29 protein-coding genes and 3 tRNA genes are annotated in these 25,475 nt (G+C 65.8%); 18 read left to right on the forward strand and 14 right to left on the reverse strand.

The window, feature by feature from the left end; translation table 11 throughout:
* Positions 1-105 precede the first annotated feature (105 nt).
* Positions 106-657: a cytochrome b gene (locus tag CFB45_RS08520; protein WP_089425262.1), complete on the forward strand. Its 552-nt coding sequence runs from the start codon at positions 106-108 to the stop codon at positions 655-657.
* A gap of 267 nt (positions 658-924) precedes the next feature.
* On the opposite strand, the gene CFB45_RS08525 is transcribed toward CFB45_RS08520, so the two are convergent.
* Positions 925-1,011, reverse strand: a tRNA-Leu gene (locus CFB45_RS08525).
* Positions 1,012-1,260: 249 nt separating this feature from the next.
* Between CFB45_RS08525 and rnr the strand changes: the two genes are divergently transcribed.
* The 6 genes from rnr (at position 1,261) to CFB45_RS08555 (ending at position 8,459) form a co-directional block, all read left to right on the forward strand.
* A complete protein-coding gene (gene rnr / locus CFB45_RS08530; RefSeq protein WP_089425263.1) occupies positions 1,261-3,729 on the forward strand; it encodes a ribonuclease R in 2,469 nt (822 codons plus the stop codon).
* Between the two features lie 148 nt (positions 3,730-3,877).
* Positions 3,878-4,621, forward strand: a complete 744-nt coding sequence (rlmB, locus tag CFB45_RS08535) for a 23S rRNA (guanosine(2251)-2'-O)-methyltransferase RlmB (RefSeq protein ID WP_011351846.1) — start codon at positions 3,878-3,880, stop codon at positions 4,619-4,621.
* Positions 4,622-4,718: 97 nt separating this feature from the next.
* Positions 4,719-5,591, forward strand: a complete 873-nt coding sequence (locus CFB45_RS08540) for an N-acetylmuramoyl-L-alanine amidase (protein ID WP_089425264.1) — start codon at positions 4,719-4,721, stop codon at positions 5,589-5,591.
* 91 nt (positions 5,592-5,682) lie between these two features.
* A complete protein-coding gene (gene rpiA, locus CFB45_RS08545) occupies positions 5,683-6,378 on the forward strand; it encodes a ribose-5-phosphate isomerase RpiA (protein ID WP_011351848.1) in 696 nt (231 codons plus the stop codon).
* A gap of 277 nt (positions 6,379-6,655) precedes the next feature.
* Entirely contained in the window at positions 6,656-7,372 is a 717-nt protein-coding gene (locus CFB45_RS08550) for a FadR/GntR family transcriptional regulator (RefSeq protein ID WP_089425265.1), read from the forward strand.
* A 100-nt stretch (positions 7,373-7,472) separates the two neighbouring features.
* Positions 7,473-8,459, forward strand: a complete 987-nt coding sequence (locus tag CFB45_RS08555; RefSeq protein WP_089425266.1) for a Gfo/Idh/MocA family protein — start codon at positions 7,473-7,475, stop codon at positions 8,457-8,459.
* Between the two features lie 52 nt (positions 8,460-8,511).
* Here the strand turns inward: CFB45_RS08555 and CFB45_RS08560 are convergent, their stop codons facing one another.
* The 7 genes from CFB45_RS08560 to CFB45_RS08590 form a co-directional block, all read right to left on the reverse strand.
* Positions 8,512-9,204, reverse strand: a complete 693-nt coding sequence (locus CFB45_RS08560) for an amino acid ABC transporter permease (RefSeq protein ID WP_006484207.1) — start codon at positions 9,202-9,204, stop codon at positions 8,512-8,514.
* A gap of 122 nt (positions 9,205-9,326) precedes the next feature.
* Positions 9,327-10,121: a cystine ABC transporter substrate-binding protein gene (locus CFB45_RS08565; protein WP_039358847.1), complete on the reverse strand. Its 795-nt coding sequence runs from the start codon at positions 10,119-10,121 to the stop codon at positions 9,327-9,329.
* A gap of 100 nt (positions 10,122-10,221) precedes the next feature.
* Positions 10,222-11,259 carry a quinone-dependent dihydroorotate dehydrogenase gene (locus CFB45_RS08570; RefSeq protein WP_021161559.1) on the reverse strand — a complete coding sequence of 346 codons (1,038 nt, stop codon included), beginning with the start codon at positions 11,257-11,259 and terminating at the stop codon, positions 10,222-10,224.
* 98 nt (positions 11,260-11,357) lie between these two features.
* Positions 11,358-12,188: an arginyltransferase gene (locus CFB45_RS08575; protein ID WP_089425267.1), complete on the reverse strand. Its 831-nt coding sequence runs from the start codon at positions 12,186-12,188 to the stop codon at positions 11,358-11,360.
* 33 nt (positions 12,189-12,221) lie between these two features.
* A complete protein-coding gene (gene aat / locus CFB45_RS08580) occupies positions 12,222-12,986 on the reverse strand; it encodes a leucyl/phenylalanyl-tRNA--protein transferase (protein ID WP_089425268.1) in 765 nt (254 codons plus the stop codon).
* An 11-nt stretch (positions 12,987-12,997) separates the two neighbouring features.
* Complete coding sequence (locus tag CFB45_RS08585; protein WP_089425269.1) at positions 12,998-13,543, reverse strand: NUDIX hydrolase; 546 nt, start codon at positions 13,541-13,543, stop codon at positions 12,998-13,000.
* A gap of 162 nt (positions 13,544-13,705) precedes the next feature.
* Positions 13,706-13,782, reverse strand: a tRNA-Met gene (locus tag CFB45_RS08590).
* Positions 13,783-13,979: 197 nt separating this feature from the next.
* On the opposite strand from CFB45_RS08590, the gene CFB45_RS08595 reads away from it, so the two are divergent.
* The 3 genes from CFB45_RS08595 to CFB45_RS08605 are packed head-to-tail and all read left to right on the forward strand — an operon-like array spanning position 13,980 to position 16,005.
* Complete coding sequence (locus tag CFB45_RS08595) at positions 13,980-14,477, forward strand: heme-degrading domain-containing protein (protein ID WP_089425270.1); 498 nt, start codon at positions 13,980-13,982, stop codon at positions 14,475-14,477.
* Between the two features lie 3 nt (positions 14,478-14,480).
* Entirely contained in the window at positions 14,481-14,819 is a 339-nt protein-coding gene (locus CFB45_RS08600) for a DMT family transporter (RefSeq protein WP_039358831.1), read from the forward strand.
* A 31-nt stretch (positions 14,820-14,850) separates the two neighbouring features.
* Positions 14,851-16,005, forward strand: coding sequence for an enoyl-CoA hydratase/isomerase family protein (locus tag CFB45_RS08605; protein ID WP_089425271.1), 1,155 nt, complete (start codon positions 14,851-14,853; stop codon positions 16,003-16,005).
* A 118-nt stretch (positions 16,006-16,123) separates the two neighbouring features.
* On the opposite strand, the gene CFB45_RS08610 is transcribed toward CFB45_RS08605, so the two are convergent.
* On the reverse strand, positions 16,124-16,552 hold the full coding sequence (locus tag CFB45_RS08610; protein WP_006484223.1) for a hypothetical protein: 429 nt from the start codon (positions 16,550-16,552) through the stop codon (positions 16,124-16,126).
* Between the two features lie 341 nt (positions 16,553-16,893).
* Here CFB45_RS08610 and ssuD point away from each other — a divergent pair, with 341 nt between their 5' ends.
* The 8 genes from ssuD (at position 16,894) to CFB45_RS08650 (ending at position 22,000) form a co-directional block, all read left to right on the forward strand.
* The gene (ssuD, locus tag CFB45_RS08615) at positions 16,894-18,051 is read left to right on the forward strand and encodes an FMNH2-dependent alkanesulfonate monooxygenase (protein WP_089425272.1); all 1,158 of its coding nucleotides are present in this window, start codon (positions 16,894-16,896) and stop codon (positions 18,049-18,051) included.
* 17 nt (positions 18,052-18,068) lie between these two features.
* Positions 18,069-18,881: an aliphatic sulfonate ABC transporter permease SsuC gene (gene ssuC, locus CFB45_RS08620; RefSeq protein ID WP_039358823.1), complete on the forward strand. Its 813-nt coding sequence runs from the start codon at positions 18,069-18,071 to the stop codon at positions 18,879-18,881.
* Positions 18,878-19,837, forward strand: coding sequence for an ATP-binding cassette domain-containing protein (locus CFB45_RS08625; RefSeq protein WP_089425273.1), 960 nt, complete (start codon positions 18,878-18,880; stop codon positions 19,835-19,837). The genes ssuC and CFB45_RS08625 overlap by 4 nt, the downstream gene beginning before the upstream one ends.
* A gap of 57 nt (positions 19,838-19,894) precedes the next feature.
* Complete coding sequence (locus tag CFB45_RS08630) at positions 19,895-20,110, forward strand: TOBE domain-containing protein (RefSeq protein ID WP_006476104.1); 216 nt, start codon at positions 19,895-19,897, stop codon at positions 20,108-20,110.
* A 142-nt stretch (positions 20,111-20,252) separates the two neighbouring features.
* Positions 20,253-20,450, forward strand: a complete 198-nt coding sequence (locus CFB45_RS08635; RefSeq protein WP_089425274.1) for a hypothetical protein — start codon at positions 20,253-20,255, stop codon at positions 20,448-20,450.
* Between the two features lie 55 nt (positions 20,451-20,505).
* Entirely contained in the window at positions 20,506-20,751 is a 246-nt protein-coding gene (locus CFB45_RS08640; protein WP_089425275.1) for a hypothetical protein, read from the forward strand.
* A 129-nt stretch (positions 20,752-20,880) separates the two neighbouring features.
* Positions 20,881-21,867 carry a tRNA dihydrouridine(20/20a) synthase DusA gene (dusA, locus tag CFB45_RS08645; protein WP_256978167.1) on the forward strand — a complete coding sequence of 329 codons (987 nt, stop codon included), beginning with the start codon at positions 20,881-20,883 and terminating at the stop codon, positions 21,865-21,867.
* Positions 21,868-21,924: 57 nt separating this feature from the next.
* Positions 21,925-22,000: transfer RNA gene (locus tag CFB45_RS08650), tRNA-His, on the forward strand.
* Between the two features lie 87 nt (positions 22,001-22,087).
* On the opposite strand, the gene CFB45_RS08655 is transcribed toward CFB45_RS08650, so the two are convergent.
* The 5 genes from CFB45_RS08655 to CFB45_RS08675 are packed head-to-tail and all read right to left on the reverse strand — an operon-like array spanning position 22,088 to position 25,473.
* The gene (locus CFB45_RS08655) at positions 22,088-23,113 is read right to left on the reverse strand and encodes a tyrosine-type recombinase/integrase (protein WP_027787563.1); all 1,026 of its coding nucleotides are present in this window, start codon (positions 23,111-23,113) and stop codon (positions 22,088-22,090) included.
* Positions 23,110-23,316 carry a DUF4224 domain-containing protein gene (locus tag CFB45_RS08660; protein WP_027787562.1) on the reverse strand — a complete coding sequence of 69 codons (207 nt, stop codon included), beginning with the start codon at positions 23,314-23,316 and terminating at the stop codon, positions 23,110-23,112. The genes CFB45_RS08655 and CFB45_RS08660 overlap by 4 nt, the downstream gene beginning before the upstream one ends.
* 2 nt (positions 23,317-23,318) lie before the next feature.
* Entirely contained in the window at positions 23,319-24,326 is a 1,008-nt protein-coding gene (locus CFB45_RS08665) for a phage Gp37/Gp68 family protein (protein ID WP_089425277.1), read from the reverse strand.
* Positions 24,323-25,081, reverse strand: coding sequence for a hypothetical protein (locus CFB45_RS08670; RefSeq protein ID WP_144025187.1), 759 nt, complete (start codon positions 25,079-25,081; stop codon positions 24,323-24,325). The genes CFB45_RS08665 and CFB45_RS08670 overlap by 4 nt, the downstream gene beginning before the upstream one ends.
* On the reverse strand, positions 25,078-25,473 hold the full coding sequence (locus tag CFB45_RS08675; RefSeq protein WP_089425279.1) for a hypothetical protein: 396 nt from the start codon (positions 25,471-25,473) through the stop codon (positions 25,078-25,080). The genes CFB45_RS08670 and CFB45_RS08675 overlap by 4 nt, the downstream gene beginning before the upstream one ends.
* Between the last annotated feature and the right edge of the window lie 2 nt (positions 25,474-25,475).

Genomic DNA, 25,475 nt, shown 5'->3' on the forward strand with positions numbered 1-25,475 from the left:
TATTTTGAAATCCTTGAGAATGGTTATCAACACGGGTTTCCGCCTCGATAATTTCATCCACATATCCATGGCAACCATGTCTTCGCAACCGATAAAGGATGAATCATGCAGGTGGCTTCCCAAACAGATTTGCAGAACGAAACATTATCCAGCGGTCGATACGACCGCTTTTCCCGCGCGCTGCACTGGATTTTCGCGGCCGTGATCCTGTACACGATGGTGGCTGGAATTTCGCTGCACTTCATCACGCAGCCGGATCTCTGGCGTTTCGTGTCGACCCTGAACATGTCGCTCGCGAGCTGTCTGATCGTGCTGTTTCCGCTGCGCTACGTGTGGTCGTTCTTCCGCCGCACGCCGCCTGACGTCGCGTCGATTCCGCGTCAGCAGCAATCGATCGCGCACCTGGTGCACTCGCTGATTTACGCGCTGGTCGCCTTCGTGCTGTTCAGCGGGTTCGTGATGGTGCCGGACGGTTACTGGCTGTTTGGCCTGCTTTACGTGAAGACGCCGTATAGCGCGGGGCCGGTGACCGAGCACTGGTTCGAACTTCACAAGTTCGGCTGCTATACGCTGGCATTCGTGGTGGTGGTACACGCGGGGGCGGCACTCAAGCATCATTTCGTGTCGAAGAACGACGTGCTGAAGCGCATGCTCTGATGGTGACGTGGCGCGAGGCGGATTTCGATCCACCGCGCGCGCACCACTTTGGTGCTGATTCGCGACGATGCCGGGCGGGCCGCGATGGGCGCGCGCAAGGCTCGGAAACGAAGGGGAGGTGGCCGGCACGATGCCGGCCTTTTTGCTTTTTTAAAACCGAGGCTGCCGAGGAGAGAACTCGGCAGCACATGCGCGACCCCGGCGCAGTGCTTCCTGGGCTTGAAATGAAAAAAGGCCGGCTAGAAGCCGACCTTTTCATAAAACAGATGGTGCCCAGGAGAGGACTCGAACCTCCACGATGTTGCCACCGCTAGGACCTGAACCTAGTGCGTCTACCAATTCCGCCACCTGGGCACGTTTTGCAGTAGCTGCTTGCTGCAAAGAAGCGAAATTATAGCGCCCCAATTATTCGTGTCAACACTTTTTTGCGACGCATCGCAAACCGGGCTCCGCCATGCCTGCCGGCGGCATTCCGGTCATTTGGCGACACAGGCGGGTGATAGAATGACCCGCCGCCGTCAATATAGAACTGTCTGACGGACACCTCTATGTTGATGCCGTGCACCATCAATCAACGCAACGAGAACAACCATCGACAAACCCTTGAGCAAATATCCGTACCCCATTCCGAGCCGTGAAGAAATTCTCGGCGTGCTGCGTACGAGCGACGCGCCGCTGGCCGCCAACGACATCGCGGAAGCACTGTCGATCAAGCGTCAGGAGCGCGAGGGGTTCTTCCGGCGTGTCGCCGCGATGGAACGCGACGGCCAGATCCGCCTCGACAAGCGCGGCCACTACCAGTTGACCCATCCGTCGAACTTCGTCGCCGGGCGCGTGCAAGGGCATCGCGACGGCTACGGGTTCGTGATCCGCGACGACGGCCAGGACGACCTGTTCTTGCCGAACGGCGAAATGCAGAAGGTGATGCACAACGATCGCGTGCTCGCGCGGATCGTCGGCTACGATCGCCGCGGCCGTCCGGAAGGGCATGTCGTCGAAGTCACCGAGCGCGCGAACAAGCGCGTGATCGGCCGCCTGCTCAACGAGAACGGCGCGCTGATCGTCGCACCGGAAGACAAGCGTATCGGCCACGACATCCTGATCACGCAGAACGTGAAGAAGGCGAAGGTCGGGCAGGTCGTCGTCGTCGAGCTGACCGATTTCCCGAGCCGCCATTCGCAGCCGCTCGGCCGTGTCGTCGAGGTGCTCGGCGACATCGACGATCCGGGCATGGAAATCGAAATCGCGGTGCGCAAGTACGGCGTGCCGCACGAGTTCAGCCAGCCGGCGCTCGACGAAGCCGCCGCGCTGCCCGACAAGGTGCGGCCGACCGACCTGCGTTTCCGCGTCGACCTGCGCGACGTGCCGCTCGTGACGATCGACGGCGAGGACGCCCGCGACTTCGACGACGCCGTCTACTGCGAGCCGGTCAAGGTCGGCCGCGGCGACGGCTACCGGCTGATCGTCGCGATCGCCGACGTGTCGCACTACGTACAGCCGGGCAGCGGGCTCGATGCCGATGCGCTCGAGCGCAGCACGTCGGTCTACTTCCCGCGCCGCGTGATTCCGATGCTGCCGGAGAAGCTGTCGAATGGCCTCTGCTCGCTGAATCCGCAGGTCGACCGCTGCGTGCTCGCGTGCGACATGGTGATCACCGCGCGCGGCGAGATCAAGGCGTACCAGTTCTATCCAGCCGTCATCCATTCGGCGGCGCGCCTGACGTACACCGAAGTCGCCGCCGTGCTGTCGAACACGAAGGGGCCGGAGGCTGCGCGCCGCGCGGATCTTCTGCCGCACCTGCAGGACCTGTACGGCGTCTACAAGTCGCTGTTCGCCGCGCGGCAGAAGCGTGGCGCGATCGACTTCGACACGACCGAGACCTACATCGTCTGCAACTCGCAGGGCAAGATCGAGCAGATCGTGCCGCGCCAGCGTAACGATGCGCACAAGCTGATCGAGGAATGCATGCTGGCCGCGAACGTCTGCGCGGCCGATTTCCTGAAGCGCAACAAGCATCCGGGCCTGTACCGCGTGCACGCGGGGCCGACGCCGGAGAAGCTCGAGAACCTGCGTGCGTTCCTGCGCGGCATGGGTCTGTCGCTCGGCGGCGGCGACAAGCCGCATGCGAGCGACTACGCGGCGCTGATGGCGCAGATCCGCGACCGGCCCGATGCGCAGATGCTGCAGCCGATGCTGCTGCGCTCGATGCAGCAGGCCGTCTACAGTCCGGACAACATCGGTCACTTCGGCCTGGCCTACGAGGCGTACGCGCACTTCACGAGCCCGATCCGTCGTTATCCGGACTTGCTCACGCACCGCGCGATCTACGCGATCCTGTCGGGCAAGAAATACGTGCCGAAGGCGCCGGAAGGTTTCGAGCTGAACACCGCGCTGTCGCCGCGCGCTCGCGCGATGCAGCAGGCCGACGACGAATCGCGCGGCCGCTCGCGTTCGAACACGGCGATCTGGGAAGAACTCGGCCTGCACTGCTCGGCGAACGAGCGCCGCGCGGATGAAGCATCGCGCGACGTCGAGGCCTGGCTCAAGTGCTACTTCATGCGCGACAAGCTCGGCGAGGAGTACGGCGGGATGGTGAACGGCGTCACGTCGTTCGGCATCTTCGTGCAGCTCGATACGCTGTTCATCGAAGGGCTCGTGCACGTCACGGAACTCGGCTCGGACTACTTCCAGTACGACGAGATCAAGAACGAACTGCGCGGTGAGCGCACGGGCATCCGCTATCGCCTGTCGGATCGCGTGCGCGTGCAGGTGAGCCGCGTCGATCTCGATGCACGCAAGATCGACTTCCGCCTCGTGCGCGATACGCCGGTGAAGGCGCCGCGTCCGTCGCCCGCGCCGGCGTCCGCTGGCGGCGGTGTCGACCGCGGCAATGGCCCGCGTGTACGCACGCTGCCGCAGGTGGAGGATCCCGTGCCGCGCCGCAAGAAGGCCGCGAGTGCGCCGAGCGTTGCGGTGAATGAAGCGCGCGCCGCGCGCAAGAAGGGTAGCAGCGGTGGTGGTGCGGCGGCGAAGCCGACCGCGAAGAAGACACGCGCCCGCAAGAAGTATTGAGCGTGCGGGGCGGCGCCAGCGCCCGCCCTGCAGTATCGAGAGACGCCGCGTGACCGGTCATCAGCCGGCAACGCGGCGCTTTCCTTTTCCATGGATCGCGGCTGCGCGCGTCGCGCGGCCGCACGTTTGATCGAAGGTTGTTCCAGTCATGTCACGTCTGAAGGTTCTTTACGGTTTTCATGCGGTGACCGCACGTTTGCGGCACGATGCATCGACGGTTGCGGAGGTGCTGTACGACCAGACGCGCCGCGACCGCCGCATGCAGGACTTCCTGCACACCGCGAAGGAAGCGGGCGTGCGGTTGATTGCAGCCGACGAAACGCGCCTGTGGGGCCTCGCGCATACCGAGCGTCACCAGGGTGTCGTCGCGCGTGTCGAGGACATCCCGCTCGCGCAGAACCTGTCCGAGCTGCTCGACGGCATCCAGGGCCCGGCGCTGCTGCTGGTGCTCGACGGTGTCACCGATCCGCACAACCTCGGCGCGTGCCTGCGTGTCGCCGATTCGGCCGGCGCGCATGCGGTGATCGCGCCGCGCGACCGCGCGGTCGGCCTGAACGCAACCGCGGCCAAGGTGGCGAGCGGCGCGGCGGATACGGTGCCGTACATCACGGTGACGAACCTCGCCCGCGCGCTGCGCGAACTGAAGGAGGCCGGCGTGTGGATCATCGGCACGTCGGACGAGGCATCGGCGACGCTCTACGAAACCAAGCTCGACGGCCCCGTCGCGCTCGTGATGGGCGCGGAAGGCGAAGGCATGCGCCGGCTGACGCGCGACACCTGCGACGAAGTGATGAGCATTCCGATGGCCGGCAGCGTGGAAAGCCTGAACGTATCGGTCGCAAGCGGCGTGTGCCTGTACGAAGCCGTGCGCCAGCGGCGCGTGAAGGGCTGACGCAGCCCGTCCCGCGCGCCCTGCGCGGGCCTCGAATGAACCGAACGACGCGTGCCGCGATCCGCTGCGGCACGCGGCTCTCCGGAGCTCGCGACCGATGACCCTGTTTCGCGCCGGCGCATCCTGCGCGGTGCTGTGCCTGTTGGCTGCCTGCACGTCGCCGTCGCTCGTCGAACGCGGTACTTACTACGCCGACACGAGCCTGCACGCGCGCGGCGCCGATGCGCGGATCCGCTTTCTCGTGATGCATTACACCGAAAGCGACGAGGCGAAATCGCTGCGCACGCTGACGGGCGATTCGGTCAGCGTGCATTACGTCATCCCGCCGCAGCCGCGCATCGAGCGCGGGAGGCCGGTCGTCTTCCAGCTCGTTCCGGAATCGGAGCGCGCATGGCACGCGGGCGTCAGCGAGTGGCAGGGCACGACCGAGCTGAACGCGGTGTCGATCGGCATCGAGAACGTGAACCGCGGGCCGCTCGATCCGCAAAATCGCACCTGGCAGCCTTATCCGCCCGAACAGGTCGCGGCGCTGACCCGGCTGTCGAAGGACATCGTCGCGCGCTACGGGATTCCGCCGACGCGCGTGGTTGGGCACAGCGACATCGCGCCGCAACGCAAGATCGATCCGGGGCCGCTGTTTCCCTGGCATGCGCTGGCCCGGGCCGGCGTCGGCGCGTGGCCGGACGATGCGGTCGTGGCCGCGCGGCTCGGCGGTCGCGATCCGCATGCGCCGGTCGACGTGCGCGAACTGCAGCTCAAGCTCGCGCGCTACGGTTACGACGTGGCCACCGATGGCGTGCTCGACGCACGCACGCGACGCGTGTTCGCGGCGTTCCAGATGCATTTCAGGCCGTCCGACTATGCAGGCAACCCGGACGCCGAAACCGACGCGATCGCGCAGGCGTTGCTCGACAAGTACTTTCCCGGCACGCAACCGGCGGACAACGCGCCCGCAGCGGGCGCACCCTGAATCCGCCGTGCCCGGCACGCCGAAAAACCCGGGCCGTCATCCGAGTCCGGTAAACTGGCGGTTTTCCGCAATCCCGCAGCATCACCATTCCATGACTCAAGACGAACTCAAACGCCTCGTCGGCCAGGCCGCCGCTGATTACGTGATCCAGAACGTGCCGGAAGGTGCCGTGATCGGCGTCGGCACCGGCTCGACCGCCAACTGCTTCATCGACGCGCTCGCCGTCGTCAAGGCGCGCTATCGCGGCGCCGTGTCGAGCTCCGTCGCCACCACCGAGCGCCTGAAGTCGCACGGCATCAAGGTGTTCGACCTGAACGAGGTCGACTCGCTGCAGGTGTACGTCGACGGCGCCGACGAGATCGACGCGAGCGGCGCGATGATCAAGGGCGGTGGCGGCGCGCTGACGCGCGAGAAGATCGTCGCATCGGTGGCCGATACGTTCGTCTGCATCGCGGACGCCAGCAAGCGCGTGCCGGTGCTGGGTGCGTTCCCGCTGCCGATCGAAGTCGTGCCGATGGCGCGCACGGCGATCGGCCGGCGCGTGACCGCGCTCGGCGGCGTGCCGGTGCTGCGCGTGACGAAGGACGGTGCGCCGTATATCACCGACAACGGCAACGAGATCATCGACGTGAAGGGGCTGCAGATCGCCGATCCGCGTGGTTTCGAAGCGCAGGTGAATGCATGGCCGGGCGTCGTGACGGTCGGCCTGTTCGCCGAGCGCGGTGCGAATCTGTGCTTGCTCGGCACGGAAAACGGCGTTGAAACGATCGTTTATTCGGCTAATTGAAAGATATGGAAAGCAGTCCGTAATGATGTGTCGCGTCGTAATGGACTGAATGTTTAAATCTTGTGGAAATCGGGGCCCGGTAGGCGCAATGCGCTTCCCGGGCCTTATTTTTAGCCGTATAAATCACCCGGTCAAAAAGAGGGATAACCCTGTCAGGTGTTTACCAGATAGCGAAATATCCTCGAACTCATCAACTTATAGATCATAAGAACAGTCGTAACCAGGGCCGGCGGAACTGCGGAGCAGGTGTTCGCAAATCGACGCACGGGGAGGTGTCATGGAGCAGGGCAAAGACCGGTCACTGGTCGCGAAAGTGATGGATGGGCTTGTCTCGGGTATCGTCGAGGACAAGTACGGCGGCATCTTGCCGCCGCAGGACGTGCTGTCGAAAGAGTTCGATGTGAGTCGCACCGTGATGCGGGAAGCGCTATCGATGTTGCTTGCGCGCGACATGCTGGACGTGCGTCCGAAAGTCGGCACGCGCGTGCGGCCGATGCGCGACTGGCGGATGATCGACGAAGACGTGGTGAGCTGGCGATTCCGGGCGAAACCCGATCCGCAGTTCATGCGCGACGTCATCGAATTCCGGATGCTGATCGAACCGCGCGCGACCGCGCAGGCGGCGGTGCGTGCGACGGCTGCCGACATCGCGAGCATCCGCGAAGCGTTCGATGCGTTCAAGGTGCTGCAGCCGGGCGACTCCGGCTACGACACGGCGGACGAGTTGCTGCACACGCGGATCGTGCAGGCGAGCGGCAACCAGTTCTTCCAGCAGATGGCGGCGATCGTGCGCGGTGCGGTGCGTCTCGTGAATCCGCGTGTCGTGCAGAAGGAAGGTGCACACGACGTCGTCGTGAAGGCGCATGCACGTGTGGTCGATGCGATCGAGCGGCGCGACCCGCGCGAAGCCGAAGCCGCTTCGCTCGCGCTGATCGATTTCAGCGCCGACGAGATCTCGCGCGATTTCTCCGTCGACGTGCCCATGCGCGCCTGACGCTGCGCGAATCGCTCATCCGTGTGCCGCGGGCCGTTTATCATGACGGCCGGCCGGCAGCATGCCGGCCATCGTCATACGACCGACACGGAAGATCAGGATGAACGACAACGACCATCGCACGGTGCGCTTCGGCATCATTGGCGCAGGCAGCATCGCGCGCCGTTTCGCGCAAAGCCTCGCGCACGTGCCGGGTGCCACGCTCGCCGGTGCCTGGGCCCGCCGCGCCGATGCCGCGGCAGACTTTTGCGAAGCGTACGGCGGTACGCCTGCTGCAAGCCTCGAAGCACTCCTCGCGAGCGATATCGACGCGGTCTACATCGCGACGCTCCATGACAGTCACGCGCAGTACACGCTGGCGGCGCTTGCTGCCGGCAAGGCCGTGCTGTGCGAAAAGCCCGCGACGCTGAACGCGGCGCAGCTCGACACCGTGCTGCGTGCGGCACGCGACGCCGGGCGGCTTTTCATGGAGGCGATGAAGCCGCCGTTCTTCCCGCTGTACCGTCAGTTACGTGCGCATCTGCATGACGATCCGATCGGCGAGATCCGGCTCGTGCGGGCAGGGTGCGCGTCGTCATCGGTGCCGGACGACCATACCGTCTATCGACTCGATCGCGCGGGCGGCGCACTGCTCGATATCGGGATCTACGAGGCGTTTCTCGCGGTCGACTGGCTCGGTGCGGCGCGCGACGTGCAGACGCTCGGCCGCGTCGGCGCAACGGGTGTCGACCTGTTCGCAAGCCTGAACAGCGTGCACGCGAACGGCGGGATCGCGCAGCTCTTTTGCGGGCTCGACGTGATGGGGCGCGGCGACGCGCTGATCGCCGCGGCCGGCGGCCACGTGACGATTCACGAGAAATGGTGGAACCCCGCGCGTGCGACGATTCGTTATGCGGACGGGCGCACCGTCGAACTCGATGCGCCGGTCGACGGCGGCGGGCTGAACTACGAGACCGCGCATTTCTGCGACCTGCTGCGCGCGGGCCAGACCGAAAGCCCGATCATGACGCACGACCATTCGCGGCAGATGATCGCGATGACCGATGCCGCGCGAGCGGCGCTCGGCGTGCGTTATTCGGGCGAGTAAGCGGGAAGGCGGGAGCCGGGCACGCGCGAGCGGCCCGGCGCACGGTGTGCGCTCAGTGCCGCGACGGCAGCGACAGGCGCTTTTCGTACCAGCGCTGCACCCATTCGAGGATCTGACACAGGATCCAGTACACCGCCGCGGCGGCGAGATAGAGCGGCAGCGGCTGATAGGTTGCCGCGATCACTTCCTGCGCGCTGCGCAGCAGTTCGGTCACGGTGATCACGGACACGAGCGACGTGTCCTTGATCAGGCTGATCAGGCTGTTCGACAGGCTCGGCACCGCGATGCGCAGCGCCTGCGGGCCGATCACGTAGCGCAGCGTCTGCCCCCACGACAGCCCGAGGCTGTACGCGGCCAGCCATTGACCGCGTGCGATCCCGTTGATCGCGCCGCGCATGCTTTCCGACATGTAGGCCGCGACGTTCGCGGACAGCGCGATGACGCCGGCGGGCGTCGGGTCGAGCGAGATGCCGAGGCTCGGCAGCCCGTAATAGATGACGAAGATCTGCACGAGCAGCGGCGTGCCGCGCATCAGGCTCACATACGCGCGGGCGAGCCACGCGAGCGCGTTGACCCAGATGCGTTCGAAGCCGTCGAGCGCTTCGCTTTGCCGGATGCCCATCATCGCGAGCACGACGGCGCCAAGCAGGCCGAACACCATCGACAGCACGGCGAACTTGACGGTCAGAACGGCGCCTTGGGCGAGCACCGGCAGCGATTGGACGAGCAGGGACGTTGTCGACATGGAATACGAATCGAATGCGTGCGCGAAAGCGCAATCATAAACCGGACGAATAAAACAAAGGGCGGCATCGTTACGGATGCCGCCCTTTCCGGCCCGCCGTCAGGCGGGAAATGCAGGCGTGCTTACTTGATCGGCTTCGTCACGTCGATGCCGAACCACTTGTCCGAGATCTTCGTGAAGGTGCCGTCGGCCTCGAGTTGCGCCATCGCGTCGTCGATCGCCTTCTGGAACTTCGGGTTGCCCTTCTTGAACGGGATGCCCGACGGGTTCGCCGAACCGACGTTCGCGCCCGGGCGCAGCGGCAGTTGCGAGTTCTTCGTCAGGTACGCGAGCATCAGGCGGTCGTTGAGCGCCGCGTCGAGACGGCCGGCCGCGAGATCGCGCAGGTACTCGGGCGCGCCCGGGTACGTCTTCACGTCGATGCCCGGCACCGACTTCGCCATGTCCATGTAGTTCGTGCCGAGCGCGACGCCGAGCTTCTTGCCCTTCAGGTCTTCCAGCGACTTGAAGTCACGCGTGTCGTCCTTGCGCTGGATCAGCTGCGCGGACGAGTACGTGTACGCCGGCGAGAAGTCGAGCGTTTCCTTGCGCTTGTCGGTGATGCCGACCTGGTTGGCGATCACGTCGAACTTGCCGGCCTGCAGGCCCGCGATGATGCCGCTCCATTCGGTCGTCACGAATTCGGCCTTCACGCCGAGCTTCGCGGCCACGGCCTTCGCGATGTCGACGTCGAAGCCGACGAGTTCGCCTTGCGGGTTCTTCGAGTTGAACGGCGGGAACGTGCCTTCGAGGCCGACCCGCAGCGTGCCGCGTTGTTTCACCTGGTCGAGAAGGTCGGCCGCATGCGCGGTGGCAGCGGCGAACGACGTGCCGATCAGGCCGGCAACCAGCAGCTTCTTCAGCAGCGCAATTTTCATCGTGTGTTTCCTTGCCCTGTCCGGGTCATTGATTCTGATATCGAGGCCAATGATAGCAAAAATGCAATCGACCTCTAAATATCGTTTGTTTATGGCTATATTACGCGGTGCGTTCGCGGGCGACGGCCTTCACGCATTCCGCGACGAGCGCGGGACCGCGGTAGATGAACCCCGTGTAGAGCTGCACCAGCGCCGCGCCGGCTGCGAGCTTCGCCCGGGCATCCTCGCCCGAGAAAATGCCGCCGACGCCGATGATCGGCACTTCGCTGCCGACTTCGGCGTGCAGCTTGCGGATCACTTCGTTCGACGCGTCGAACACGGGGCGGCCGGACAGGCCGCCGGCTTCGTCCGCATGCGGCAGGCCCTGGACAGCCGCGCGCGACAGCGTCGTGTTGGTGGCGATGACCGCCTCGATCTTGTGGCGCAGCAGCGTGTCGCCGATTTCCTTGACCTGTTCGTCGTCGAGATCGGGCGCGATCTTCAGCGCGAGCGGCACGAGCTTGCCGTGCAGGTCGGCGAGGCGCTGCTGCTTGTCCTTCAGCGCCGCGAGCAGTGCGTCGAGCTCGCCCGCACCCTGCAGCTGGCGCAGGTTCTTGGTGTTCGGCGACGAGATGTTGATCGTCACGTAGCTCGCGAACGGGTACACGCGCTCGAGGCAGTACAGGTAGTCCTCGGCGGCGCGCTCGATCGGCGTATCGGCGTTCTTGCCGATGTTCAGGCCGAGGATGCCGCGATAGCGGGCAGCCTGGACGTTCTTCACGAACTGGTCGACGCCGTGGTTGTTGAAGCCCATCCGGTTGATCAGTGCTTCGGCCTGCGGCAGGCGGAACATCCGCGGGCGCGGGTTGCCGGGCTGCGGGCGCGGCGTGACCGTCCCGACCTCGATGAAGCCGAAGCCGAGCGCCGCGAGGCCGTCGATGGCCGCGCCATCCTTGTCGAGGCCGGCCGCGAGGCCGACCGGGTTGCGGAACGTGAGCCCCATCACGGTGCGCGGCGCGTCGGGCACGCGCGCCGACAGCGCACAGGCAAGGCCCGTGCGGCCGGCCGCGCCGAGCGCGCGCAGCGTGAGGTGGTGAGCGTCTTCCGCATCCATCTTGAACAGGGATGCGCGGGCCAGCGGATAGAGGGAACTGAACACGGGAATTGGGCGGACAGCCGGAATGAATGACAACCCGCTATTTTACCGGGAGTTGGGCGGCAGGGGCGCGCTTCGCTTCGTCACCCCCGCGGCGCGCGTCAGCCCGAGCCGGAATGCCCGCCCGGCAACGGCGCACGGGCCAGCGCCGCATCGACGGGCGGCAGGTCGATCCGTTCCGGATCGAGTATCTTCCAGCGGCCGTCGATCAGCCCTTCGAGCGGGTGGAAGTTCGCCTTGTAGGCCATCTTCGGACTCTCGCGGATCCAGTAACCGAGGTACACGTAGGGCAGGCCGAGGCTCTTCGCCTGCTCGATCTGCCACAGGATGTTGTAGGTGCCGTAGCTCGTGTGCCGGTCGTCGGGCTCGAAGAACGTGTAGACGGACGACAGCCCGTCGCCGAGGATGTCGATCATGCTGACCATGCGCAGCTTCCCGGGCTCGCCGCCCGGGGCGTCGAGGTCGCGGAATTCGACGAGGCGCGAGTTGATCCGGCTCTGCAGCAGGAATTGCTCGTACTGGTCGCGGCTGTCGCGATCCATGCCGCCGCCCGCGTGGCGCGCGGACTGGTAGCGCATGTAGAGCGCGTAGTGCTCTTCGTCGTAGTGCAGCGGCGAAACCGTCGCGACCAGCGTGCGATGCCGCTTCCACATCCGGCGCTGCGTACGCGACGGCGCGAACGCGGCGACGGGGACGCGCACCGGCACGCAGGCACGGCAGCCGTCGCAGTACGGACGATACGTGAAGACGCCCGAGCGCCGGAAGCCGGCCTTCACGAGCTCGGTGTAGATGTCGGAGTTGATCAGGTGGCTCGGCGTCGCGACTTGCGAGCGCGCGACGCGGCCGTCCAGATAGCTGCACGGATAGGGCGCCGTTGCATAGAATTGCAGCGCCGAAAGCGGTGAAAGCGGCAGCTCAGTCGGGTGAGTCATGGGCAGCTCTCGTTGCAGGGAGGGAGTGCCGCGCTAGCGCTCGATCCCGGAGGGGGCCGCCGTTTCGGCGTGGCCCGTCAGCGCGGCGAGCACGCGCTTGTCGAACTGCCACGGAATCGGCGGTTCGGCTACCGCGCTGCGCACGTGAGCGACAAAGGCCTTGCGTGCGATCTCGCGGCCGCCGAGCGACGCTAGATGCGACGTATTCTGCTGGCAGTCTATCATTTCCAGCCCCTGCTCGCGAAGGTGCGCGACGAGCGCGGCCAGCGCGATTTTCGACGCATCGGTCGCGTCCGCGTACATCGATTCGCCGAAAAACATCCGCCCGAACGATACGCCGTACAGGCCGCCGACGCGCCGCCCGTCGTGCCACGTCTCGATGCTGTGCGCGTTGCCGGAGCGGTAGAGTGACGTGTACGCATCGATGATCTCGGCCGTGATCCACGTGCCGCGCTGCCCGCGGCGCGGCGCCTGCGCGCACGCGCGCATCACGCCCGGAAAGTCGTGGTCGACGCGCACTTCCCATTCGGGCTCGCGCAGCACGCGCTTCAGCGTCTTGCGCAGCGAAGGCGACACCTTGAATTCGGCAGGCACGAGGATCATGCGCGGGTCGGGGCTCCACCACAGCACGGGCTGGCCGTCCGAATACCACGGGAAGATGCCGCGCAGGTACGCGTCGATGAGGCGCGAGGGCAGCAGGTCGGCGCTCGCGGCGAGCAGCCCGGGCGCGCCGGTCGCGGGACCGAGCGCGCGTTCGATGGGCGGAAACGGATCGTCCGGGCCGAGCCAGGGGACCATGGGGCGGGGGCTCAGCCGTTGCGCAGCGAGCGGAAGATATCGCCGGTGTGCACGCCGTAGTCGCCCGCGGCGCGATCGGCGAAGAAGAATCGCAGGGTCTGGCTGACGGTCGGGAACGCGATTTCGTCCCACGGGATGTCGGCTTCGTCGAACAGCTTCACTTCGAGGCTTTCCTCGCCGGCCTCGAACGCCGGATCGGTGAGCCGCGCGAGGTAGAACAGGTGAACCTGGTGCACGTGCGGCACGTTGAGCAGCGTGAACAGGTTCTGCACCTCGACGCGCGCGCCGGCTTCCTCGAGCGTTTCGCGCGCGGCGGCTTCGGCCGTCGTCTCGCCCATTTCCATGAAGCCCGCGGGCAGCGTCCAGAACCCGTAGCGCGGTTCGATCGCGCGGCGGCACAGCAGGATCTGATCGCCCCAGACCGGAACCGTGCCGACGACGTTGCGCGGATTCTGGTAGTGGATCGTGCCGCAGTGATCGCAGATGAAGCGCTCGCGGTTGTCGCCCGGAGGAATGCGCGCGATGACTTCGTGACCGCAGACGGAGCAGAATTTCATGTCGAGTGGAAGGGACGAGGTGATGCGAGTGTATCACCGGGGCGCGGCATTCTTGAACGCCTGCGCGTGCAGGCCGCGTGTCGCGCGAAGCGGGACGGGGCGTGCGGCGGGAAAACAAAAAGCCCGGCGCGGAGCCGGGCTTTTTGCGTAATTCTGGTCGGTTGGTTGCGGGGGTAGGATTTGAACCTACGACCTTCGGGTTATGAGCCCGACGAGCTGCCAGACTGCTCCACCCCGCGTCCGTCGAAGAAATGAATTATAAGGAGTAACCCGAATGCGTGCAAGCGGTTTCTGACAATTTCTTGTCGCTGCTTGTGGGGCCGGTACGGCGGGTGCGTGCGCTAGAATCGAGCGGTTTGTTTCGCTTCTTCGACAGCGGGGCCGTGCGCGATCGCTTCGGCGCTGTTGCGACTCTCATTACTGTACCGACGGATTCATGGACATCGCTCACGATCTGCAATCGATCGGCGCGCAGGAACAGGCGCTCGTATTTCCCCATTTCGACCCGGCCCGCGCATGGGCGCTCGGCAGCCGGATGCACGCGCTCGCGACGTCGCGCGGCCATGCGATCGCGATCGACATCGTTACGTTCGGCCAGCCGCTGTTCTACGCGGCGCTGGCTGGCGCCACGCCCGACAATGCCGACTGGGTACGCCGCAAGCGCAACGTCGTCGCCCATTTCCGCCGCAGCTCGTACGCGATCGGCCTGCGCATGCAGCAGGCCGGTGCGACGCTCGCCGACAAGCATGGGCTGCCGATCGCCGAATATTCGCCGCACGGCGGCTCGTTCCCGCTGACCGTCGCCGGTGCCGGTGTGATCGGCTCGATCACCGCGTCGGGGCTGCCGCAGCGCGCGGACCACGAATTCGTCGTCGAGGCGCTGTGTGCCGAGCTCGGCCACGACTACGCCGTGCTGGCCCTCGCAAGGAGCTGAGCGATGCAGCTTCCCGGTTACGCATGGCTCGCGATCGCGATCGTCGCGGAAGTGATCGGCACGTCGGCGCTGCGCGCGGCGGACGGCTTTACGCGCCTCTGGCCGTCGTTGCTGGTCGTGGCCGGTTATGGCATCGCGTTCTACTGCCTGTCGATCACGTTGCGCACGATGCCCGTCGGCATCATCTATGCGGTCTGGTCGGGCGCGGGCATCGTGCTGATCACGCTCGTTGCGATGCTGCTCTATCGCCAGGTGCCGGACTTGCCGGCCGTGATCGGCCTCGGCCTGATCATCGCCGGCGTCGTGGTGCTGAACCTGTTCTCGAAGATGCAGGCGCACTGAGCGTGCGACTGCCATTTGCCGGATGACTCTCATGACCGATTCCACTTCCGCTGCCGTTTCCGCCGAATCCACTCAGCCCGACGTGCGCGCGACTGTCGCGAACCGCATCGGCTTTCTCGAACTGAACCGGCCGAAGGCGCTGAACGCGCTGTCGGTCGGCATGATCCGGCTGATGCAGCAGGCGCTCGACGCGTGGCGCGACGATCCGGAAGTCGTCGCGGTCGTCGTGCACAGCCCGCATCCGCGCGCGTTCTGCGCGGGCGGCGACGTGCGCTTCTTCCACGATGCGTGGCAGCGCGGCGACCGCGATGCGGTCGACACGTTCTTCATCGAGGAATACACGCTCAACCACACGATCTTCACCTACCCGAAGCCCTATATCGCGCTGATGCACGGTGTCGTGATGGGCGGCGGCATGGGGATTTCGCAGGCGGCGCGGCATACGGGCGGCCTGCGGGTCGTGACCGACTCGACGAAGATGGCGATGCCTGAAACCCGTATCGGCCTGTTCCCGGACGTCGGGATGAGCTGGTTCCTCGCACGCACGCCCGGCGCGCTCGGCCGCTATCTCGCCGTGACCGGCGCGACGCTCGACGCGGCCGGCGCGCTGTACGCGCGGCTCGCCGACGTCTATCTGCCCGATGCCGCACTGCCGGCGCTGCTCGATACGCTGCGCAGCGCGCGCATCGACAGCGGCGAGCAGGCGGTCGCGTGCGTGGCCGATGCGGCGGCCGCACACAAGGTCGTGCCGACGCCCGACACGTCGGCGCTGGCCGACGCGCGCGCCGGAATCGACCGGCATTTCGCGCAGCCGGACATCGGCGCGATCCTCGCGTCGCTCGACACCGAGCCGGATTGCGCGGCCGTCGACGGCTGGGTCGAGAAGGCGACCCACGCGATGCGCGAACAGTTGTCGCCGCTGTCGATGGCCGTATCGCTGGAAGTCGTCGAACGTGCACGCGGGGCAACGATGGCCGATTGCCTGCGGCGCGATCTCGATCTCACGCGCTCGACGTTCGCGCGCGGCGACGTGATCGAAGGCGTGCGCGCGCTGATCGTCGACAAGGACCATCAGCCGGCCTGGCGTTTCAAGTCGTCCGCCGATATCGACCGCGCGGACGTGCTCGCGATGTTCGACAGCCCGTGGACGCCTGACACGCATCCGCTGCGGAAACTGCAGGACTGACGTCGGTCGGACTGGCCGAAGCGCGCGCCGGAAACGACAAGGCCGCCTGCACGAGCAGGCGGCCTTTTGCATGGGTGTCGACCGGCGGGCGGCGAAGGGTGCAGCGCTTGCCGCCGCGTTATTCGTCGCCTGCGTCGTCCGACATGAACGCGCGCATGAACACGAGGGCGCCGAAGCCCCATACCGCGTTCGCCGCGAAGCCGGCCGCGAGCACGGGCATCATGTTGCCCGACGGCCAGATGCCGCGCAGCGGATCGATCGCGAACACGCGGGCGGCCGTCAGCACGATGCCGCCGAACACCAGCGCGCCGATCCACGAGGCCTCGCGCTCCGGCGAGACGCGCAGCAGCCACGCCATCGGGATCGCGCAGCACGCGCTGATCAGCGCATTCGCGACAAATTCAGGAATGCCGAGCGGCGCGAACGGCTGCGTGGAGAAGCCGGTTGCGGCGATCAGGTCGGCCGTATGAAGGAGGGCGAGCGTGGCTTCGCGGAAGAACAGGGCGGCCAGGAAGCCGGACAGGAATGGCAGGATGACTTTCTGCATCGATGAGTGCACCGCAGGCGCGCACGGCCGGGGCCGTCCGCGCGGAGTTATTCGGATAGGTGCGCCATTATAGGGCCCGCCCGCCGCGATATTCGCTCCAGCGTCGTGCTAATCACGAAAGCGGAAAACCTAAGCTCAAAAAAATCGTTCCAAAGCCCTGCACCGATCCCTAGACTGATTTCCCAGAAACAGCCGTGCAATCGCGTCCTCGCCCGCTGCACGGCCTGACCGGCGAGCCATCCCGATTCGAACGCACACCATGCATGCGCCGCGCATCCGCGACGCGAGCAGGGCGGTGTCTTTTTCAAATTCCGGCAAGGACAGTCAAGCAGGAGCAGCAGATGAATGTGTTCTGGTTTATCCCCACGCACGGCGACAGCCGCTACCTCGGTACGGCCGAAGGTGCGCGCGCCGCGGATTACGATTACTTCAAGCAGGTCGCGGTGGCGGCCGATACGCTCGGCTACGAGGGCGTGCTGCTGCCGACCGGCCGTTCCTGCGAGGATGCGTGGGTCGTTGCGTCGAGCCTCATCCCGGCGACGCAGCGCCTGAAATTCCTGGTCGCGATCCGTCCCGGCATCGCATCGCCGGGGCTGTCGGCGCGGATGGCCGCGACCTTCGACCGCCTGTCGGGCGGCCGCCTGCTGATCAACGTCGTGACGGGCGGCGATGCCGCCGAGCTCGAAGGCGACGGCCTGTTCGCGGATCACGACACGCGCTATGAAATCACCGACGACTTCCTGAACATCTGGCGCGGGCTGCTGTCCGCGTCGCACGACAACGGCGGGTTCGACTACATCGGCAAGCATCTGCAGTCGAAGGGCGGCAAGGCACTGTATCCGCCCGTGCAGCGTCCGCATCCGCCGCTGTGGTTCGGCGGCTCGTCGCCGGCTGCGCACGAGATCGCGGCCGATCACATCGACACCTACCTGACCTGGGGCGAACCGCCCGAGGCCGTCGCGAAGAAGATCGCCGATATTCGCGCCCGCGCCGAGGCGCGCGGCCGCAAGATCAAGTTCGGCATTCGTCTGCACGTGATCGTGCGCGAGACCGAGGACGAAGCATGGCGCGACGCCGAGCGCCTGATCAGCCGCCTCGACGACGAAACCATCGCACGCGCGCAGAAGGCGTTCGCGAACATGGATTCGGAAGGTCAGCGCCGGATGGCCGCGCTGCACGGCGGCAAGCGCGGCGGCCGCGAGGCGCTCGAGGTGTACCCGAACCTGTGGGCCGGTGTCGGCCTCGTGCGCGGCGGCGCGGGCACCGCACTCGTCGGCAACCCGGAGCAGGTCGCCGAGCGCATGCGCGAATACGCGGATCTCGGCATCGAGACCTTCATCCTGTCCGGCTATCCGCACCTGGAGGAGTCGTACCGTTTCGCGGAACTCGTATTCCCGCTGATCAAGGGCAACGGCGCGGCGAAGGCGACCGGCCCGCTGTCGGGCCCGTTCGGCGAAATCGTCGGCAACAGCTATCTGCCGAAAGCGGCCCAGAGCTGAGCGACAGGAGGCCTGCGATGACAACGAAAACGTCGACGACGGGCGCGGCCCTGGCCGCCCGCGCATGGCGCGGCGTCGCGCCGTGGCTCGTGCCGCTCGCGCTGCTGGCGGCCTGGGAAGTCGGCGCGCGCATCGGCTGGCTGTCGACCCGCGTGCTGCCCGAACCCGTGGCGGTCGTGCGAGCGGCCTGGTCGCTCGTGACGTCGGGTGAAATGTGGGCGAACGTGAAGGTCAGCACGTGGCGCGCGCTGTTCGGTTTCGCGATCGGCGGCGGCGTCGGCCTCGCGCTGGGGCTCGCGACCGGCTTGTCGAAGGCGGCCGAGGTCGCGCTCGATTCGACGATCCAGATGATCCGCAACATCCCGGCGCTCGCGATGATTCCGCTCGTGATCCTGTGGTTCGGCATCGACGAGAAGGCGAAGCTGTTCCTCGTTGCGCTCGGGGTGTTCTTCCCGGTCTATATCAACACGTATCACGGGATCCGCTCGGTCGACGCGAACCTGATCGAGATGGCGAAGAGCTACGGCGTGCGCGGCTTTGCGCTGTACCGCGACGTGATTTTGCCCGGTGCGTTGCCGTCGATTCTCGTCGGCGTGCGCTTTGCGCTCGGGCTGATGTGGGTGATGCTGATCGTCGCGGAAACGATCTCCGCGCAGTCGGGCATCGGCTACATGACGATGAACGCGCGTGAATTCCTGCAAACCGACGTGGTGGTGGTCGGCATCCTGCTGTACGCGGTGCTCGGCAAGCTGGCCGACGTGCTGGCGAAATGGCTCGAGCGCGTGACGCTGCGCTGGCACCCCGCTTATCAATCAGGAGCAAAGGCATGAATGCGACGACTTCGGCGGCCGTCTACGGCCCGCTTGCCGGCGCAGACCTCGAGGCCGAGCTGGCGCAGGCGCGTGTCGCGGACGGTGACGCGCGGGACGCAGCGGTTCTCGAACGTGACGCCAGTGCATCCGTCGTTCCGCTCGCGCGGCGACGGCCAGGAAGCCCGGCAACCGACGATGCCGTGACGCTGTCGGGTGTCAGCAAGCGCTTCGGGGCACGCACGGTGCTCGACAACGTCGAGCTCGGCATCGCGCGCGGCAGTTTCGTCGCGATCGTCGGCCGCAGCGGTTGCGGGAAATCGACGCTGCTGCGTCTCGTCGCGGGACTCGAGCAGCCGAGCAGCGGCACGCTCGAAACGCGCGGCGAGGGCGGCGGCGAACTCGATACGCGGATCATGTACCAGGACGCGCGCCTGCTGCCGTGGAAGACCGTGCTGCAGAACGTGATGCTGGGCCTCGGGCGCGGCGCGCGCGACCAGGCACGCGCGGTGCTCGATGAAGTCGGCCTGCTGGAACGCGCGAACGACTGGCCCGCGCAACTGTCGGGCGGCCAGCGGCAGCGTGTCGCGCTGGCCCGTGCGCTCGTGCACCGGCCCCAACTGCTGTTGCTCGACGAGCCGCTCGGCGCGCTCGACGCACTGACCCGCATCGAGATGCACGCGCTGATCGAGCGGTTGTGGCGCGAGCATCGATTCACCGCGCTCCTCGTTACGCACGACGTGCAGGAGGCCGTCGCGCTTGGCGACCGCATCCTGCTCATCGAGCAGGGGCGGGTGGCGCTGGATCAGCCGGTGCCGCTCGACCGGCCGCGCGCCCGCGCGTCGGCCGCGTTTGCGGCGCTCGAGGATCGCGTGCTGAAACGCGTGCTCGCCGGCGGGCCCGGTGCGGCCGACCACGACGCACCGCATGAGGCAGACAACGTTCGACCGGTCGGGCAGATCCGCTGGGCCGTTTAAATCCGGGCGGCAGCGGCCGCCCGTTCTGAGATCTTTTTCTTCGGAGCGATCAACCTGATGAGCATCACTGCAATCAACGTACGTAACCAGTTCAAGGGCAAGGTCAAGGAGATCATTCGCGGATCGGTGGTCTCCGAGGTCGACGTCGAGACGCCGTTCGGCATCGTCACGTCGGTGATCACGACCCGTTCGGTTGACGAACTCGAACTGAAGGTGGGCGCGGAAGTCGTCGCGCTCGTGAAATCGACCGAAGTCTCGATCGCGCGCCTCTGAGCCCGCGTGTGCTGCAACGGCGCGGCGCCGCGGGCAACCTGCCCGTTGGCGCCGCCCGGCATTGGCGCAGCGCGTTTGCCTTGGTATTCGACGTCCGGACGAAGTGCTAGGATGGAGCGACACCGATGCCGGAGGCCAACGCATGACCCCCATCCTTTCCCCCGAAGCCATCGAGGCGCTGAAATGGATCGACCAGTTCGGTGAAAGCCGGCCGGTTCCCGCCGTGTTCGACGACGTCGTCTACGCGTTGCTGAACGAGGGGCTGATCTACCAGGCGGCGGCCGACCGGGTCGACCTGACGGCCGATGGCAAGTCCTTTTTATCCGACGAATACGATTGAGCGCACGGCGCCGGCCGCCCGGGCGGCCTGGCGCTGCGTCGCCACGGAGCGTGCGATGGAACCGAGAGGCAGCGACCTCGGCGATTTCAGCGAGCCGTATCGCGGCTTCGAGATCGAGGTGAAGACCGAGCAGGTCTGGGACGGCGAGCATGCGCATTACCGCGTGCTGCAGGGCGACGCGGTGCGGATCGACTGGCGGCTCGTCAAGGTCGACGGGATGCTGCTGACCGAACGGCGCGTGATCGAGCGCGTGCTCGACGAGGCCCGGCGGGCGGTCGATGCGGAGCTGGGTGAGGGGTAGCACGCGTGCCGGGCAGGCATGGCCCGTGTTGCGGTAAAATACCGGGTTGTTTCCGCGCCGCTGGCCTGTTGCCCGAAATCCATGTCCGTACCGTCTTCACTTCCTCCCCGCCGCGTATCCGTCGCGCCCATGCTGGACTGGACTGACCGCCATTGCCGGTCGTTCCACCGTACGCTGACGCGCGACACGTGGCTGTATACGGAGATGATCACGACGGGCGCGCTGCTGTTCGGCGATGCCCAGCGGCATCTCGCGTTCACGCCGAACGAATCGCCGGTCGCGCTGCAGCTGGGCGGCAGCGAGCGGGACGATCTCGCGCGCGCGGCGAAGCTCGGCGAGCAGTGGGGCTACGACGAAATCAACCTGAATTGCGGATGCCCGTCCGAGCGCGTGCAGCGCGGCGCGTTCGGCGCGTGCCTGATGAATGAGCCGCAACTCGTTGCCGACTGCGTGAAGGCGATGCGCGATGCGGTGTCGGTGCCGGTCACGGTCAAGCACCGGATCGGGGTCGACGCGGTCGAGGACTACGCGTTCGTGCGCGACTTCGTCGGTACGGTGGCCGAGGCTGGCTGCGAAACGTTCGTCGTGCATGCGCGCAATGCGATCCTGAAGGGGCTGTCGCCGAAGGAGAATCGCGAGATCCCGCCGCTCAAGTACGACTATGCGTATCAGCTGAAGCGCGATTTTCCGTCGCTCGAGATCGTCATCAACGGCGGTATCACGACCCTCGACGAGGTTGCGCAGCATCTCGAGCATGTCGATGGCGTGATGCTTGGCCGCGAGGCGTATCACAACCCGTACGTGCTCGCGGAGGTGGATACGCGCTTCTACGGGTCGACCTTGGCGGTGCCGACGCGCGAAGAGGCCGAGGCGAAGCTGATCGAATACTGCGCGGCCGAACTGAAGCGCGGGACCTACCTCGGCGCGATCGTGCGGCACGCGCTCGGACTGTATCGCGGCATGCCCGGCGCACGCGGCTGGCGTCGTGTGCTGTCCGACAACAAGAAGCTCGCGCGCGCTGATCTGGCCGTGTTCGACGAGGCGCGCGCGCATCTGAACGAGGCCGAAGAAGTTTTTGAAAAAAAAGCTTTGCAAGATTCAAAAGTGTTCGTATAATCTTGTTCTTCGCTGCTGAAACACAAAAGCAGCGAAGAACAAAAAGCAGTAACAGTGGTGGCTGTAGCTCAGTTGGTAGAGTCCAGGATTGTGATTCCTGTCGTCGTGGGTTCGAGTCCCATCAGCCACCCCAAAGAATTCTGAGTAGTATCAAGCAGTTAGAAACGGCACTGAGATTTTATCCAGTGCCGTTTTTGTTTTGGAATTCCCAAATTGGGAATTACATGCCTCTTCGCTTTACGATTTTCGTTCGATCGTAGACGCGCGCCGTCGTCGCCGGATTCGCATGCAAGTCCGGCAATGCGCCGCGTTCCGCCTTATGCCGCGTCACGTAATACGCGCGCAGGTCGTGGAACGTAAAGCGCCTCCCGATCTTCTTCAGCTCCAGGGCCTTGCTCATCAGCTTCGACCATTCGGTCTTGAAGCCGGCCGGCGTGTAGTGCGTCGCGTATCGATTCGAGAACACGTATAGGCAGTCGTCCTTGCGAGCAGCGCGCAGGCGCGCGATCAGTTCGGTCAGAGCGGGCGTGATCTCGATATGCTCGATCACCTCGCCGCGTTTCTTGCCGCGCTGCTTCGCGCGCTTGACGCGGATCTCGCCGGCGGCTTCGTCGATCTGCGGCCACGCGAGATCGAGAAACTCGACCTTCCGGTTGCCCGCCAGCGCCGCGTATTCGGCGGCCATGCCGATGACCGCCTTCTGTCCGCCGAGCGACGCGACCCAGGCGGCGAACGACTGGAAGTCTTCCGGTTCGGGTGCTTCGGTGCGCGGCTGCTCCTCGTTCCGACGAACCTCGCGACAGGGGTTATGCTTGGCCTCGCCGCGGTCGATCGCCAGACCGATCAGGTTCGAAAGCAGCGCAACCTCGCGGTTGGCGCGCACCGGCGCGGCTGCGCGCTCGATGCGCAGATAGCGCGAGACGTGTGTCGCGTCGATGTCGGCGGCGCGCATGTCGCCGAACGTTTCCAGCAGCGGCCCGCTGCATTGCTTGTAGTCGTTGCGCGTGTACTGCGAGTAGCGCTGCCATCCGGGCGTCTCCTGGAACTGCTCCCATAGCCGCGCGATCGTGCCAACGTCGTCGCCGGCGCCGAGCAGGTCGAGCACCTTGCGTATTGCGACGAGCCGGTCCTGGCCGAGGTTGATCGGCTTCTTCCCGACCGGGTGATAGCGGTACGTGAAGCCTTCCTTCCGTTTCCGCGCCTCCATGCGCGGCAGGAGGCCATCACGTTCCCGGTGCTTCTTCATGCTGCGACTCTCCATTTCGGCTGCGCGCGCGGCGCGGCTTCGGCGCGCGGGCGGTTGACCTGCTCCCACGTCAGCATGGGATGCCCGTCAGCCTTTCGCGGCGCGTCGATGCCGAGTGCTTTCTTGATCCACCGGGCCTGCGCCGCACCCTGTTTCAGGCCGCCCGTCAGCTCGACGAGCTCGTCATTGGTCACGATTGGCATGGCTACACCTCCGGGAATTCGTCGTGCGTACGGCCGTCGAGGTGGCGGCCGGCGGCGCGCTTTCCGACCTTGGTAAAGTGGTGGTTCGCCGCGAAGCGGAAAACTGGCTCACGAGCTGGTGTCGTCCCGCATCCGCGGATAGCCGTGCCATTCGGCTCGACAGGCAGCCATTCGCCCCATTGCTTGAACAGAAACGGCACGCCGTAGGCCGCGCACTGGTCGCGAAGATCTCGGGCCCAGCCGGGATGAATCGGCCGCGCGCCGGGGCCGCTTTCGCCGCCGACGATCACCCAGTCGAGTCTGGGCGAGCTGTACCCCGAACCGTCGTCGGCATATTCGGTGGTCGGCCCGTGGATCCACGGCGCATCGGCAGGGCAGTCTTCGCAGGACTGCATTTCCCGCATGCAGCAGACACCCGTTGGATCGAACCAAGCTCGAAGATCGACCGGCCCGAGCAGCGGCTCCATCGATAGAAACCGGCGGCACGCCGGCGTCATCAGCAGCTTTTCGACATCGCGATCTGCCTCGACCTGATTGACGATCGTCGCGCCGAGCCAGACGTTCGACCACGGCCACGGCGTGTTGACGCCGCGGCCGGCGAGTTCCAGTGCCCGCATGATCATCGGCCCGGCATTGCCGATCCGCTTCGTGAGCAGCAGCCAGTCGAGGTGCGGGGTATTCCAGATCAGGTCGATCAGGTCCGCGCGCCAGGCGTCCGGAACGGCGTTGTCGAACACGTCTGCGAGCGACGCGCAGAATACGCGCTGGCGCCGGCCGTGCGCGGCGAAAAACTCGGCATGTGCCTCTTCCCATGCGAGCGGCTTGCGCCAATTCGCCTGCGACGTGCGGCGGCGCGGCGCGCCGGGCCCCCAGTTCACGGCCGTGCCGCCGGCGAAGCGCGCGTTACGCGTCTCCGCGTAGCAGTGGTCGCAGCCCGGGCCGACCTTCTGGCAGCCTTCCCACGGGTTGAAGGTGTGGTCGCACCATTCGATTTTGGTGTTCTCGCTCACGATGCGTCTCCTGCGCGGGCGGTGTCGTACTTGGCTTTGGCTTCGCGGTAGTGTTCGTCGCAGCAGAAGCCTTGGCCCATCCAAAGCGAGGACGACGGATTGCCGCAGAAGCAGGACGGCATGGGGTTCACCTGGTTTGCGTTGAACCAGAACTGAGCATGCTTGCCGTGCGGCGCGTCGAAATCGGGGAGGTGGCCCGGACCGGCCAAGGTATTGACGATCCAGCTCAGGCCCGCTTCAGCGCCGTTGCCGTGCTGCCACTCGATAACGGCGGACTGCATGGCAACGGTTTGGTCGTGGATGATGTCCGACAGCGTCTTGATGAGAGACTCCGACCGCACGACGTCGCGCGTCTCCTGTTCTTCACGCTTCAGACGCTCGCGCATCGATTCGTGCTTCTTTTCGCGCACATACAACGCGACTGGACCGTCCTCGGTGTCGTAGATTTCGAGTAGGAGCCAGCCGTCGCCGGCCGGCGCGCTCGGCGTCCAGAAGCTGCAGTTCGCACTGTTGGATGAGAAGTACTGGTCGTACGTGTCGCAATCGACGTCGTTCTCCATATGGATGAACGCGGCTTCGATACCGAACGCAGCGAAGAACGTCTCGTAGTTCACATCCTCGTCGAGGTACGGGACGGCGGGGTGCGACAGCATGCCTTCCTCGTCGCGCACGATCTCGCGCGGCGTGAGAATCGCGCGGCGCAGCCCCTGGAGGTCGGCCGGCATAGCGGCGCGCGGGGTATCGGTGGTGGTCATTGTTCCCGGCCCTCCATGTCGGCAGCGGTGATGACGTACTGGCGCACATTGACGACGCTGTAGAACGTCGGCTTCGCGTGCTTCTCGATCCAGCCGGCCAGCAGCGCATCGAGTTCGGCCCTTGCTTCTGGCATGACGTCCGGGTAGCCGTCCGCGTATTCGCCGACCTCGTCGTAGGCACGATTGCCCATCGTGTCAATCACGTCGCCCGCATCGCACAGATACTTGATCGAGATGGGTTCAACATCTCCGACGTACACGACGTCGCCGATGGCGAGGTCCTCGTATGTGTCGAGCAGCTCATCGAGCTCGTTACACGTAAAATCCTCGTTGTTGCGGCTCCAGACGACGCGCATATCAGCTGCGTGGCTGCTTTCGGTTTGGATGGTCATGG

Origin of the sequence: Burkholderia sp. HI2500 (assembly GCF_002223055.1) — a bacterium.
Taxonomy (GTDB): Bacteria; Pseudomonadota; Gammaproteobacteria; order Burkholderiales; family Burkholderiaceae; genus Burkholderia.